This window comes from Rhodococcus rhodochrous, assembly GCF_900187265.1.
Lineage (GTDB): Bacteria > Actinomycetota > Actinomycetes > Mycobacteriales > Mycobacteriaceae > Rhodococcus > Rhodococcus rhodochrous.
In genome coordinates this window covers 2,767,118-2,779,920 of sequence record NZ_LT906450.1, presented here as the reverse complement: position 1 = coordinate 2,779,920, position 12,803 = coordinate 2,767,118, and the positions used below count along the sequence as shown (strand labels likewise).

General features: G+C 68.9%; 11 protein-coding genes. 3 read left to right on the top strand and 8 right to left on the bottom strand.

The window, feature by feature from the left end; all coding sequences use genetic code 11:
* On the bottom strand, nt 1-2,367 hold the full coding sequence (locus tag CKW34_RS12805) for a phosphoketolase family protein (RefSeq protein WP_059384463.1): 2,367 nt from the start codon (nt 2,365-2,367) through the stop codon (nt 1-3).
* 165 nt (nt 2,368-2,532) lie between these two features.
* Between CKW34_RS12805 and CKW34_RS12800 the strand changes: the two genes are divergently transcribed.
* Complete coding sequence (locus tag CKW34_RS12800) at nt 2,533-4,026, top strand: glycosyltransferase family 39 protein (RefSeq protein WP_080968420.1); 1,494 nt, start codon at nt 2,533-2,535, stop codon at nt 4,024-4,026.
* Between the two features lies 1 nt (nt 4,027).
* Here CKW34_RS12800 and CKW34_RS12795 read toward each other — a convergent pair whose 3' ends face one another.
* The 4 genes from CKW34_RS12795 to CKW34_RS12780 all read right to left on the bottom strand — a co-directional run bounded on the left by CKW34_RS12795 (nt 4,028) and on the right by CKW34_RS12780 (nt 9,311).
* Nucleotides 4,028-4,729: a DNA alkylation repair protein gene (locus tag CKW34_RS12795; RefSeq protein WP_059384462.1), complete on the bottom strand. Its 702-nt coding sequence runs from the start codon at nt 4,727-4,729 to the stop codon at nt 4,028-4,030.
* Between the two features lie 66 nt (nt 4,730-4,795).
* Nucleotides 4,796-5,926: a tyrosine-type recombinase/integrase gene (locus tag CKW34_RS12790; protein WP_059384461.1), complete on the bottom strand. Its 1,131-nt coding sequence runs from the start codon at nt 5,924-5,926 to the stop codon at nt 4,796-4,798.
* A complete protein-coding gene (gene pepN / locus CKW34_RS12785; RefSeq protein WP_059384510.1) occupies nt 5,923-8,415 on the bottom strand; it encodes an aminopeptidase N in 2,493 nt (830 codons plus the stop codon). The genes CKW34_RS12790 and pepN overlap by 4 nt, the downstream gene beginning before the upstream one ends.
* 50 nt (nt 8,416-8,465) lie before the next feature.
* Complete coding sequence (locus tag CKW34_RS12780) at nt 8,466-9,311, bottom strand: SDR family oxidoreductase (protein ID WP_059384460.1); 846 nt, start codon at nt 9,309-9,311, stop codon at nt 8,466-8,468.
* Between the two features lie 121 nt (nt 9,312-9,432).
* Here CKW34_RS12780 and CKW34_RS12775 point away from each other — a divergent pair, with 121 nt between their 5' ends.
* Together CKW34_RS12775 and CKW34_RS12770 are read left to right on the top strand one after the other, a co-directional pair.
* Nucleotides 9,433-9,807: a winged helix-turn-helix transcriptional regulator gene (locus CKW34_RS12775; RefSeq protein WP_059384459.1), complete on the top strand. Its 375-nt coding sequence runs from the start codon at nt 9,433-9,435 to the stop codon at nt 9,805-9,807.
* Nucleotides 9,808-9,905: 98 nt separating this feature from the next.
* Nucleotides 9,906-10,343 (top strand): carboxymuconolactone decarboxylase family protein, encoded by a 438-nt coding sequence (locus CKW34_RS12770; RefSeq protein ID WP_059384458.1) that lies wholly within the window; start codon nt 9,906-9,908, stop codon nt 10,341-10,343.
* A gap of 27 nt (nt 10,344-10,370) precedes the next feature.
* Here CKW34_RS12770 and CKW34_RS12765 read toward each other — a convergent pair whose 3' ends face one another.
* From CKW34_RS12765 to CKW34_RS12755, 3 genes are all read right to left on the bottom strand, one after another.
* Nucleotides 10,371-11,072, bottom strand: a complete 702-nt coding sequence (locus CKW34_RS12765) for a LysM peptidoglycan-binding domain-containing protein (RefSeq protein WP_226950123.1) — start codon at nt 11,070-11,072, stop codon at nt 10,371-10,373.
* A gap of 70 nt (nt 11,073-11,142) precedes the next feature.
* Nucleotides 11,143-11,598: a nitroreductase family deazaflavin-dependent oxidoreductase gene (locus CKW34_RS12760; RefSeq protein WP_059384457.1), complete on the bottom strand. Its 456-nt coding sequence runs from the start codon at nt 11,596-11,598 to the stop codon at nt 11,143-11,145.
* Between the two features lie 299 nt (nt 11,599-11,897).
* Nucleotides 11,898-12,620, bottom strand: coding sequence for an aspartate/glutamate racemase family protein (locus CKW34_RS12755; RefSeq protein WP_059384508.1), 723 nt, complete (start codon nt 12,618-12,620; stop codon nt 11,898-11,900).
* Nucleotides 12,621-12,803: the final 183 nt, after the last annotated feature.

Genomic DNA, 12,803 nt, shown 5'->3' with positions numbered 1-12,803 from the left:
TCAGTCGATTCCGACACCCTGCCAGTGCCAGTCGGTGATCACCGGCATGTCCTCGCCGTGGGTGCGCACGTAGCGGGTGTGTTCGGCGAGGATGTTCTCGAGTTCCTCGCGGGCGTGCCCGGCGATCGGCCGGATCCGCTCGACGCGGTCGAGGACGTCGAGCGCGAGGTGGTAGCGGTCGATGCGGTTGAGCACGCACATGTCGAACGGTGTGGTGGTCGTGCCCTCCTCGATGTAGCCGTGGACGTGGAAGTTCTCGTGGTTGGTGCGCCGGTAGACGAGACGGTGGATCAGCCACGGATAGCCGTGGTAGGCGAAGACCACCGGCGTATCGGTGGTGAACAGCGCGTCGAAGTGCGCGTCCGGCAGCCCGTGTGGATGCACCCGGTCGTCCTGCAGTCGCATGAGGTCGACGACGTTGACCACCCGGATCCGCAGGTCGGGGAAGCGGCGGTGCAGGATGTCGACGGCCGCGAGGGTCTCCATCGTGGGGATGTCGCCGGCGCAGGCGAGCACCACATCCGGTTCGGTGTCGCGGTCGGTCGAGGCCCATTGCCAGATCCCGATACCCTTGCGGCAGTGTGTCATTGCGTCGTCGATGTCCAGGAACTGCACGGCGGGTTGCTTTCCGGCGACGATCACGTTGATGTACTGGCGGGTGCGCAGGCAGTGGTCGGCCACCGAGAGCAGGGTGTTGGCGTCCGGCGGCAGGTAGACGCGCACGACCTCGGGTTTCTTGTTGACGACGTGGTCGATGAATCCGGGGTCCTGGTGCGAGAACCCGTTGTGGTCCTGCCGCCACACGTGGGAGGTGAGCAGGTAGTTCAGCGACGGGACGGGGCGGCGCCAGCGGATCCGGTTCGTGGTGAGCAGCCATTTGGCGTGCTGGTTGACCATCGAGTCGACGAGGTGCGCGAAAGCCTCGTAGCTGGAGAACAATCCGTGCCGGCCGGTGAGCAGGTAGCCCTCGAGCCAGCCCTGGCAGGTGTGTTCGGACAGGATCTCCATGACCCGCCCGTCGGGGGCGACCCGGTCGTCGCCCGGGTCGATGCGCGCGTTCCAGGTGCGGTCGGTGGCGTCGAGGATCGCGTCGAGACGGTTGGAGTTGTTCTCGTCGGGCGCGAACACCCGGAAGTTCGTGGCGTTGTTCCGCATGACGTCACGTAGGAAGGTGCCGAGGATGCGGGTGGCCTCGCCGGTGGTGGTGGCCGGTTCGGGTACGTCGACGGCGTAGTCGCGGAAATCCGGCAGGATCAGGTCGCGCAGTACTGCTCCCCCGTTGGCGTGCGGGTTGGCGCTCATCCGCCGGGTGCCGCGGGGCGCGAGATCGCGCAGGGCGGCGACGGGAACGCCGTCGTCGTCGAACAGTTCCTCGGGCCGGTAGCTGCGCAGCCACTCCTCGAGGAGTCGGCGGTGCTCGTCGTCGCCGCGCGGATCGCCGATCGGCACCTGGTGGGCGCGCCAGGTGCCCTCGACCGGGATATCGTCGACCTCGACCGGGCCGGTCCAGCCCTTCGGGGAGCGCAGCACGATCGTCGGCCAGGCCGGGCGGGTCGCGTTTCCGGTGCTGCGGGCGGTCTGCTGGATCTCGGAGATGCGGTCGAGCGCCGCGTCGAGGGCGGCGGCGAAGCGCCGGTGCATGTCGGCGGGATCCTCACCGGCGACGACGATCGGTTCGTGCCCGTAGCCGCGCAGCAGCGAGATCAGTTCGTCCTCGTCGATGCGGGCGAGCACCGTCGGGTTCGCGATCTTGAAGCCGTTGAGGTGCAGGATCGGCAGTACCGCACCGTCGCGGCGCGGGTCGACGAATTTCGTCGAATGCCAGCTCGCGGCCAACGGCGCCGTCTCGGCTTCGCCGTCGCCGACGACCGCGGCGACGATCAGATCGGGATTGTCGAAGGCGGCGCCGTAGGCGTGCGAGAGGGAGTAGCCGAGTTCACCACCCTCGTGGATCGATCCCGGGGTCTCGGGGGCGACGTGGCTGGGAATGCCGCCGGGGAACGAGAACTGGCGGAACAGGCGCCGCATGCCGTCCTCATCGCGGGAGATGTCCGGGTAGACCTCGCTGTAGGTGCCTTCGAGCCACGCCGCGCCCACCGGTCCGGGTCCGCCGTGACCGGGACCCATGACGTACATCATGTCCAGGTCGCGGGTGGTGATGGCGCGGTTGAGGTGCGCGTAGACGAAGTTCAATCCCGGTGTGGTGCCCCAGTGTCCGAGCAGCCGCGGTTTGATGTGTTCGGGCCGCAGCGGTTCGCGAAGCAGCGGATTGTCCATGAGATAGATCTGGCCGACGGACAGATAGTTCGCGGCCCGCCACCACGCGTCGAGGGTGTCGAAGTCGGTGTCGGTGGTGGGGAGCTGCATCGTTCTCCTCGTCGTCGCTGATATCCGGCGCCGGCCAGGGCTTTCCCGCGAATGCGCACGCGGGGCCCGGCCTGCCGCGTACCCTCGCTCGGAACGGTACCCATTCGGGGAGGTACCCACTCCCGGTACCGACCGGAACGATCCGACATCGGAAGTCGAATGCGTATGGCCTGGGCCAGGACCGCACAGGAACGCACAGTCGCTCACGAAGCACCGCAGCGGCGGGTGATCCATCCGTTCGCGGGCCGCGCGGTGGGGGTGATCGCGGCGCTCGTGGCGGTCGCGCACCTGGTCGCGGCCGTGGCCGGTGGCCGCGGCTACTGGTTCGACGAGATGTACATGCTGGCCGTCGGCCGCAATCACCTCGATTGGGGATCGGCCGACCAGCCGCCGGTCGCGCCGCTGATCGCGTGGACGGCCGACGCGGTCGCGCCCGGATCGATCGTCGCGCTGCGGCTACCGGCGATCGTGGCGACGGTGGCTGCGGTCGTGGTGGTCGCGCTGATCGCCCGCGAGCTGGGCGGTGATGGGCGCGCCCAGTGGATCGCCGCGGCTGCGCAGGCCACCTCGGTGTCGGCGGCGCTGTTCGGGCACTGGCTCACGCCGTACGCGCTCGAGCCCGTGCAGTGGCTCGTGCTGCTGTGGTTGCTGGTGCGGTGGGTGCGGGTGCGCGACGACCGGTTGCTGCTGCTCGCCGGCCTGGTCGTGGGGATTGCGGCCGAGACGAAGTTCCAGGTGGCGCTGCTGTGCGCCGGGGTGGTGATCGGTCTCGTGATGTGCGGTCCGCGGCAGATCTTCGGTCGTCCCCTGTTGTGGGTGGGTGCGGTGGTCGCCGCGTTGCTCGCGGTGCCGACGCTGATCTGGCAGGCGGCGCACGGCTGGCCCCAGTGGGCGATGTCGGAGGTGGTGGTCGCGGAGATGGAGGTGCTCTACGGCGGTCGTCTCGGGGCGTCGCTGCAGATGCTCCTGTGGGCGGGGGTGCTGGGCACGCTGCTGATGGCATACGGACTGTGGTGTCTGCTGCGCGCCGAGGAGCTTCGGCCGTATCGGTTCGTGGCGGTTGCGTTCCTGGTCGTGCTGATGGTGTTCGTGCTCACCGGGAGCCGGCCCTACTATCTGGCGGGTTTCCACGGTGCGCTCGTCGCGGCCGGCACCGTGGGATTCCAGCTCCGGCGCGAAGGCGGCGTCGGGCGGTGGGGTGCCGCGGTGTGGCCCGGCCTCGCGCTGGGTGTGGTGCTCACCGCGCTCGTGCTGTCCGTCTCGGTGCCGATATCCAACAGCGACGTCGGGGAACGCATCGCCGCGAGCACCGCGGGCGCGTACGGGGATCTGTCGGCGGGCGAGCAGCGCCGCACGGTGCTGTTCGGCAAGTCGTACATTCTCGCGGCCTATCTCGACGGCTACTCCGAGCGCTTCGATCTTCCGCCCGCGCACAGCCCCAACCGCGCGTACGGCTATTTCCCACTTCCCGACGAGTCGAGCACCGATGTGCTGTTCACCGGTACCGATCCGTCCGACCTCGAACCGTATTTCACCGACGTCCGTGAGGTGCGCGGACCTGTGGGCGACGACATCGACGCCCGCGTGTGGCTGCTGACGGGACGGACCACCGGGTGGAACGAGATCTGGCAGGAGATCCGCACACTCGACGTGGCGTGAGCTACGAGCGGGTGGCCGTCGCCTCGTTCTTCCGTCGCACCATCTCGCCGATCCATGCCGGTGCGTACGGTGACGTGCAGCCCGGGGACGTCGGATAGTCCTTCAGCACTTCGAGGCGTTCGCCGATGTCGAGCGTCCGGGCGCGGTGGTCGGGGTGTTCGATGCCGATCTGCGCCAGGCAGGTGTTCATCGCCCACTGCAGACGCTCGGGGGCATCGCGCATCTGCGCGTCGATGGTGTCGAGCAGTCCGGACAGGTCGAGTCCGTCGGCGTTCTTGACGACGCGCTCGGCGGTGAGCGCCCATCCCGCGCTCGCGACGATCGGATCGGGATCGGTCATCCATCGCCCGCGCAGCTCCTCCGCGTGCGGGTTCTTCTTCACGACGTAGTTCACGAACCAGTCGTGCACCTTCGGGGTGCCGGTCTCCCGGACCATCGTGTCGAGTTCGTCGGCGGTGAACGCCTTGGGGCGGCAGATCAGCAGCGCGAGCAGCCGGGCGGCGGTGTCGCCGATGGCCCACAGTTGCAGCGCGAGTTCGTGCTGCGTCTTCACCCGCTTGGCGACGGCGCGCAGGGCGCTGAGGTTCACGCCGTGGTCGTCGCCGTGTTTCTCGTTCACCGCGCGGATCTTCGGGTCGTCGAGTGCGGCGAGTTCGGTGAGCAACTCGTCGACGGTCGGAGCGTCCGTTTTCGTCTGTGCCACCGCGATCTCCTGTCCGTGTGTCGGTCGCGCCTCAGCCTACGAGCGTCGGGCGACGGCCTGGGCCGTTCACAGGCCGAGTCGGGTGACCGCGTTGCCGACGAGACCGGCATGGTGGCGGCTGTACAGCGCGACCATCCGTTCGTCCGCGTGCCCGGTCTGCGTCATGATCGTCTGCGTGGTCGCGCCGCCGCGCACCGCCTGGGTGACGAACCCGGCCCGCAGGCTGTGCCCGCCCAGGGTGGCGACGAGGTCGTCGCTGAATCCGGCGCGGCGGGCGCGGCGCTGGATCATCGAGTGCACGGACTGCCCCGACAGCGCGGTCGTCCCCACCGTGCCGCTGTGGTGCACCGGCCGGAACAGGGGCCGGTCGCCGTCCTGTGTGCGCCCGGCCGCCAGACCACGGCAGCAGTGCTCGGCCGGGTCGGCGGTGCTGGTACCGAGCAGGTCGACGACGGCCTCGCGTCCGGATTCGTCCCAGGCGTCGAGCACCTCCCGCCAGCGTCGATAGGCGCACACCGGGCAGGTGTGCGGATCGGATCCGTACGGCAGGGTGACCGTGCGGCCGCGCGCACTGCGGTCGGTCTTGGACCGGCGGACCGTCACGTAGAGCCCGTCGGCGCGGTGCGGGACGACGTCGGAGACGACGAGACCGGTGAGCTCCGAGCGGCGCAGCGCCCCGGCCAATCCCATGAGCAGCAGCGCCGCGTCGCGACGTTCGGCGACGCGTTCGGCCCACCCGCCGTCGGCCGCCTCGGCGCGCATCGCGGTGAGGATGGTGCGGATGTCGTCGGTGAGCAGCGGGGTCCGGCGCGCCGGCGGGGTGGCCCGATCGCGTCGGATGCCCCGCAGCAGGTCCCGGACCGATTCGTGCCCACCGGGTTTCGGTAGGCCCGCCAGGGCGTGCATCTTGTTGATGGTCGACACCCACCGCGACAGCGTCGACGGCGCGTACGCCCAGCGTCCGTCGGGGCGCACTTCGGCGGCCTTCTCGGTGAGGAACCAGCTCAGTTGCTCGGCGGTGGCCGGCATCGGACTGTGCCCGGTGCGTTCGCACCAGCGGGTGAAGATCGTCCAGTCGCCGATCTGGGCGGCGCGGGTGTTCTCCGAGGTCGCCTTCTCCCGCAGCCGCCGCATCGCGGTGGCGACCGTGTCCGGTACCGCGGGCACCTCGGGACGGGGCAGATCCGGGCTGGTCACGGCGTGTTGATCCTCTGGACACGCAGGTCGCGGGCGAGATGGTCGCGTTGTTCGATCACCAGCCGTCGCAGCGCGGCCGGGGCGTCGGCGTGGGCCTCGAGCCAGGTGTCGACGGGTTCGAGGCTGTCGGCCGCGGGGAACAACCCGACGACGATGCGGCGGGCGATCTCGATGCTGCGGCTCGTCCAGGTCTCGTGGAGTACCGCGAAGTAGTCGGCGTCGTAGGCGGAGATCAGGTCGCGGCGCGCCCCGGCGCGGAACCCGGCGATGGTCGCGTCGAGATGGTCGTTGGTGAGGGTGTGGTCGGCGAGGATCGTCGCCCACGCATGCGCCTTGACCTCCGCGCGAGGACGAGAGGCGAGCGCGCGCAGATGAGCGGTGCGTCCCGAGGCGGTGTCGTCGTTGCGCAGTTCCTCGTCGAGGTCGGCCTCGTCGGCGTCGCCGGTGGTCGTCAACGCCGCCCACCAGCTCCACCGCAGGTCTGGGTCGAGACGCAGGCCCTCCGGCGGTGCGACGGTGCCGCACAGGATCGACCGGAGGTCGGCGGCGTGCCGGTCGTCGACGCCCGCCGCGACACCGACGGCGCGGGCGAACGCCAACTGGGCGTCGCTGCCGGGTGCGGCACCGTGCATCCCGTCCCAGACCGCGTCGAGCCAGCGACGCCGCGCATCGGTGCGCGCCGAGTCGGGCACATAGTGTTCGACGGCCTGGGCGGCGTTGGCGAGCACCGCGGTGAGCAGCGCGATGTCCGCCTCGTGCGGGGCGAATCGGGCGGCCATCGACAGATAGCGGTCGACGGCGAGTTCCCCGTCGCGGGTCGCGTTCCACAGCGCCGACCACAGCAGGCCGCGCGCGAGCGGTTCGCGGACCCGGTCCAGCGACGACTCGACCGTGGCGAGCGACCGCGCGTCGAGGCGGATCTTCGCGTAGGTGAGGTCGTCGTCGTTGAGCAGCACCAGCGCCGCCTCGGGCAGGTCGACGGGGGTGCGTTCGTCGGCGAGGTCGACCTCGACGCGGTGAGCACGGACGAGGTCGCCGGAGTCGTCGGGGTCGTAACAGCCGACAGCGAGGCGGTGCGGGCGCGGATCGCTCTGGACGATTTCGTACCCGTCCTCGCTCTCGTCGAGATGCAGGGTGGACACGCCGGTGGTCTGCAGCCAGGCCTGCGCCCAGGACGACAGGTCGCGGCCGGAGGTGCTCGACAGTTCGACGAGCAGATCGTCGAGGGTGGTGTTGCCGAAGGCGTGCTTGCGGAAGTACCGGCGGGCACCTTCGAAGAAGGCGTCGCGGCCGACATAGGCGCCGAGCTGCTTGAGCACGCTCGCGCCCTTGGCGTAGGTGATGCCGTCGAAGTTCAGCTTCGCGGCCTCGAGGTCGACGATATCGGCGACGATCGGATGCGTCGTCGGCAGCTGGTCCTGCAGATACGCCCAGGCCTTGCGGCGGTTCGCGAAGGCCACCCACGCGTCGGTGAACTTGGTGGCCTCGGCGCTGGTGAAGGCACCCATGAAGTCGGCGAACGACTCCTTCAGCCACAGGTCGTCCCACCACTTCATGGTCACCAGATCGCCGAACCACATGTGGGCCATCTCGTGGAGGATCGTGTTTGCGCGACCCTGATGCTGGGCGGCGGTCGCGGCACCGCGGAAGACGTACGCCTCGGTGAAGGTGACGCAGCCGGGGTTCTCCATGGCGCCGAGGTTGTATTCGGGCACGAACACCTGGTCGTACTTGCCGAACGGATACGGATAGTCGAAGTGTTCGGCGTAGAAGTCCATGCCCTGCCGGGTCACCTCGACGATCTCGTCGGCGTCGAGATGCTCGGCGAGCGAGGCGCGGCACAGCACCCCCAGCGGCACCGTCAGCTCGTCGCGGCTCCACGACGCGTCGACCCGGTGGTACGGGCCGGCGACGATCGCGGTGATGTAGGTGGAGATCGGCTGGGTCGGCGCGAACGTCACGGTCTGGGTGTCGTCGCGCTGCACCGTGCGCTCGGCGGCCTCGTTCGAGAGCACCTGCCAGCGCCGCGGGGCGGTGACCACGAAGGTGAACGGCGCCTTGAGATCCGGCTGTTCGAAGCACGCGAACACGCGTCGGGCATCGGCCGGTTCGTACTGGGTGTAGAGGTAGGTTTCGCCGTCGACGGGGTCGACGAAGCGATGCAGCCCCTCCCCCGACCGGCTGTACCGGCCGGTCGCGACGACGGTGACGACGTTGATCTCCTTCAGACCACCGATGGTGATCCGCGCGCCGTCGTAGACGACGGGCACGAGCTCGCCGTTGATCGTCACCGACTCGACGGAGTCGCCGATGAAATCGAGCCAGGCCTCGTCGGTGGAGGCGGTGAATTCGAGCGTCGTGACCGTGGGGAATCCGGTGCGTCGGGCGTCGACGGCACCCCGAAGGTCTAGTTCGACGCGGTAGGAGTGCACGTCGAGTGCGCGGGCGCGCGCGGCGGTTTCGGCACGGGTCAGATTCGCGGAGCTCACGAGTCCCGATCCTGCCATCACGCGCCCGGACTCGACGGGATTAGCGGGTGTCAGGCACCGATCGCTTCGGCTGCCGGCGTGGCGGGGCGTCCGATGAGGCGTTCGAGATCTCCACTGTCGGTGTCGAGCGCGCCGACGGCGATGCCCGCGTCGGAGTCGGCGAGCACTGCCGCGAACTGTGCGGGCACACCGGCGTTCTCGAGGATCGTCGCGTACTCCTCCTTCGGCAGATCCTTGTAGGTCACGGGTACGCCGACGATGCCGGAGAGGACCTCCGCCAGGTCGGCGTAGGTCAGTCGCTGACCGCCGAGTTCGTAGACGGCACCGGCGTGTCCCTCGGTCGTGAGGACCGCGGCGGCGGCTTCGGCGAAGTCCTTGCGGGCCGCTCCGGCGACGCGGCCTGTGCCGGCCGAACCGAACAGCGCCCCGGTGGCAGCGGCTGCGGTGACCGAGTTGTCGTAGTTCTCCCAGTACCAGCCGTTGCGCAGGAGGGTGTGCTCGATGCCGGAGGCGGCGAGCAGTTCCTCGGTGGCCTTGTGTTCGCCGGCGAGGATCAGCGGGCTCGTGGCCGCGCGCAGGATCGAGGTGTAGGCGATGAACGCGACGCCGCCGGCCTTGGCGGCGTCGATGATGTTGGTGTGCTGGGGCAGTCGCTGTCCCACTTCGCTGCCGGAGATGAGGAGCAGCTTGTCGACACCGGCCAGCGCCTCGCGCAGGGCCGCCGCATCGGCGTAGTCCGCGACACGGACCTGCACCCCGTCGGCGGCCAGGTCTGCGGCCTTCGCCGCGTCGCGCACGATGGCGACGATGTCGCCTGCGGCGATTCCGCGGGCGCGGAGGGCGGTGATGGTCAGGCGGCCGAGGTGGCCGGCGGCGCCGGTGACAGCGATGGTCATGGGACTCCTCGAAGTGGTCGAGCGGGCTCGGGAACCCCACCATCTCATCACTTACTTTTAGTAAGTGCAACCGTTCGAGTCAGTACCCATCGCTCGCATAGCCGCCGTATACTCGGCATTCATGAGCACCGATCGCCTCCCCGAAGCCGATGTCTTCGCGCGCGAGTGCCCGTCGCGTCCGGTGCTGCAGAGCATCACCGGGCGTTGGGGTGTGCTGGTGCTGGCGGCCCTCGTCGACGACACGCGTCGGTTCTCGGAACTGCGTCGCCGGGTCGACGGCGTGAGCGAACGCATGCTGTCGCAGACCTTGCAGACCCTCGAACGCGACGGCCTGATCCACCGAGCCGTCCTGGGGACGATCCCTCCGCACGTCGAGTACTCGCTCACCGACCTCGGACGCCGCATCACCGCGCCACTGCTGACGCTCATCGACGTCGTGGAGGAGTCGATGCCCGAGATCGCCGCCGCGCAGAACGAGTACGACCGCGGCCACTGATCCGGCAGCGCGAACCGCCCCCACCGGCCCGGATGCGGCTGACAGAATGGAGCGGCCGGTCGTTCCGGCCGGTGTCGCTCGCCGGAAGGACATCCACGATGGCGCACGTCAATCTCGGTAAGCAGCACCCGGCCGCCTACAAGAGCGTGCTGGCATTGAACAAGGAGGTCGAGGAGGCCGTCGCGCAGGCCGGTCTCGATGCGAAGCTCGCCGAACTGGTGAAGATCCGCACGTCGCAGCTCAACGGGTGCGCGTTCTGCCTGCGCATGCACACGCGGGACGCCCTGGAGAAGGGCGAGACCACCGATCGTCTCGCGGTCCTCGCGGCCTGGCGGGAGTCGCAGTACTTCTCCGACCAGGAGCGGGCCGCGCTCGCCCTGGCGGAAGAGGTCACGCACCCCATGGAACCCGGTCGGCACGAGTGGGACAACGGTTCGCTCAGCGACGAGCAGGTTTCCGCCGTCACGTGGCTTGCGATCGTCATGAACGCGTGGAACCGCATCGCCGTCCGGAGCCACTACCCCGTCGGCCCCTGACCCGCACCGGCCCCACGGCATCCCTCCTCAGAAGTCGGTGAGGTTCGGGAAGAACAACACCTGCCCGACGGTGATCCTGTCCGGATCGGCGATGTGGTTGGCAGCCGCGATCATGGCGAACATCTCCGCGTTCCCGTAGTGGTCCTCCGCCAGAGCCCGCAGGGTATCGCCTGCGACGACGGTGTGCCGGTAGTTGAGCCCGGGACGGATCAGCACCCGTCCGACCTCGACGTGGTCGGGGTCGGTGATGTGGTTCGGAAACGAGATCACCGGATACAGTTGCGCCTCGCCGTACCAGCGACGTGCGAGCCCCGAGAGGGTCTCACCGGTGACCACGGTGTGGTGCCCCACGTCCCCGAGTTCGGGAACCAGCAGTGACCGGCCGACCCGGACGACGTTCGGGTCGGTGATGTGGTTGGCCGCCGCGAGCACCGGGAACAGGGTCCCGTCGCCGTAGAAGTGTTGCGCCAATCCCGACAGTGTCTCGCCGGGCGCAACGGTGTGCCGGTCGGTGATGTACGGGATGAGCAGTTCCTGTCCGACGGTGATGTCGTCCGGGTCGACGATGCCGTTCGGAACAGCGATCACGGGGTACAACGTCGCGTCACCGTAGAACCACTGTGCCAGCTTCGAGAGGGTGTCGCCTGCGACGACTTCGTATTTCGTAACCATGACCGTGCCTCGGTGGTGTGGAGGGTCGTCGATTCGAATCGAATCGACGAGGATCATGGTGCTCACCGTCGGCACCATGCACACGCGTAGTGCGCTACCCGAATCTCGTACGAGAGATGTCCGTCGACTACGTCGGTGGCAGCAGTTCGAAGACCGGATGATGATCGGCCTCCGCGACGAACCGCTCCACCGGGTCGTTCCTGCTCGCCTCGAAATACCGTCGGGTGGCGGACGCCAACTCGACGTACCGCTGCAGGACCGGCCCGGCCTCCTCCGCCGACACCTCACGGATCGAGTAGCGGTGCGTGTCCCGCCGCCTGCTGAGCTCGACCTCACCGGCAGCACGCGCGTTGTGCACCCACCCCACCGATCCGTACGGGGCCACGAGCCAACGTTTTCCGTGCAGATCGACGATCAGCACGGGGTTGCGGCGGATCTTCCCGGTGCGCCTGCCGCGCGTGGTCAACAGATTGGAGTGCGGCACCAACCCCGCGCGGGTGAGAGCGCTCATCACGGCGTTCTCGAGGTGCCGCCACCGGCTCGGTCGGTAGGTGCGCTCGGGGCGGAACGAACTGTCGGTCATCGTCCGCCCCCACCCCGGCCACGCAACCCCGAAGGCCCGCGGCCCGTGCTCGACAAGCCGGGACGCCGACAGCCGACGTACCCCGGGCTCGCTGAGCCGGGGCAGTGTGGCCGACATGTCCGCATGTGGCCGGTCGGGCGGCGACCTGTCAGCGCCGGTCGGCGGACTCGTCGGTGACGAGGCGATACAGCACGTATACCGCGAACCACGCGATGAGCACCGACGCGATCACGAGGGCGATCTCGTAGAAGAGGACCATGTGCTCGATGCTACGACCCGCTGTGGCTACCTGCCTGTTATCACCGGAACTGTCCGCCGCGCCAGGTCGGCAGGTCGCGCGTTCCCAGTGCCACCTCGAGGGCCGCTCGTCCGGACAGCCGTGTCGAATCCAGTACCGGTAACGGCGAGTCGTCCGGGGAGACCAGCAGCGGGATCTCGGTGCACACCAGCGCGACCGCGTCGCACCCGGAGTCCGCGAGTCTGCCGATGAGGTCCATGAAGGACGCCCGGGTCTCGTCCCGGAAGACGCCGTGCACCAATTCGTCGAAGATCGCCGCGTGCACCAGGGCCTGATCGTCGTCCGTCGGGATGACGGCCTCGATTCCTCGTGCCGCCAGTTCGCGGGGGTACAGAGGGCCCTGCATGGTGAACCGCGTTCCCAGGATGCCGACGCGTCGGTGCCCGGCGCACTGCGCCGCGTCGGCGACAACGTCGATCAGGTGCAGCCCGGGAATCGCGAGGGGATCGCCGGGCGTTTCGAGCGCAAGATGGGCGGTGTTGTCCGGACACACGAAGAAGTCGCATCCGACCCTGGCCAGACGATCGACGCTGGTCGCAAGTACGGCGCGCACCGCCTCGTGGTCCCCGCGCTCCCACGCGGGCATGCAGCGCTCGAAGGAGATGCAGTCCATGGTGACGTCCGGATGTGCCGGATGCCCGACACGGGTGCTGTGCTGACACACCTCGCGCCAGCACAGCGAGGCACCTTCCCAGCTGTGGCCCAGGATTCCGACATGTCTCATCCCTGTACCCCCTTTGTCCTGCACCTGAGATCACCCTTCGTATGCAGAGCCCGTTCGACTATCCCTCCTTCATCGACATGCACGCTCGACCGAGCGCAGAATTCCAGCGCTGCAATGCCTTTCATCGCCTCCGCCGGCCCGGGCACACAGTTGACGACTCGCGTTCCGCGCACCTGACGACCG

Bases quoted from the DNA above. Each gene is read 5' to 3' on its own strand.
- CKW34_RS12775 (WP_059384459.1), top strand. From the start codon at position 9,433: ATGAGCACCGATCGCCTCCCCGAAGCCGATGTCTTCGCGCGCGAGTGC.
- CKW34_RS12805 (WP_059384463.1), bottom strand. From the start codon at position 2,367: ATGCAGCTCCCCACCACCGACACCGACTTCGACACCCTCGACGCGTGG.
- CKW34_RS12765 (WP_226950123.1), bottom strand. From the start codon at position 11,072: ATGATCCTCGTCGATTCGATTCGAATCGACGACCCTCCACACCACCGA.
- CKW34_RS12780 (WP_059384460.1), bottom strand. From the start codon at position 9,311: ATGACCATCGCTGTCACCGGCGCCGCCGGCCACCTCGGCCGCCTGACC.
- CKW34_RS12755 (WP_059384508.1), bottom strand. From the start codon at position 12,620: ATGAGACATGTCGGAATCCTGGGCCACAGCTGGGAAGGTGCCTCGCTG.
- CKW34_RS12760 (WP_059384457.1), bottom strand. From the start codon at position 11,598: ATGACCGACAGTTCGTTCCGCCCCGAGCGCACCTACCGACCGAGCCGG.
- CKW34_RS12800 (WP_080968420.1), top strand. From the start codon at position 2,533: ATGGCCTGGGCCAGGACCGCACAGGAACGCACAGTCGCTCACGAAGCA.
- CKW34_RS12770 (WP_059384458.1), top strand. From the start codon at position 9,906: ATGGCGCACGTCAATCTCGGTAAGCAGCACCCGGCCGCCTACAAGAGC.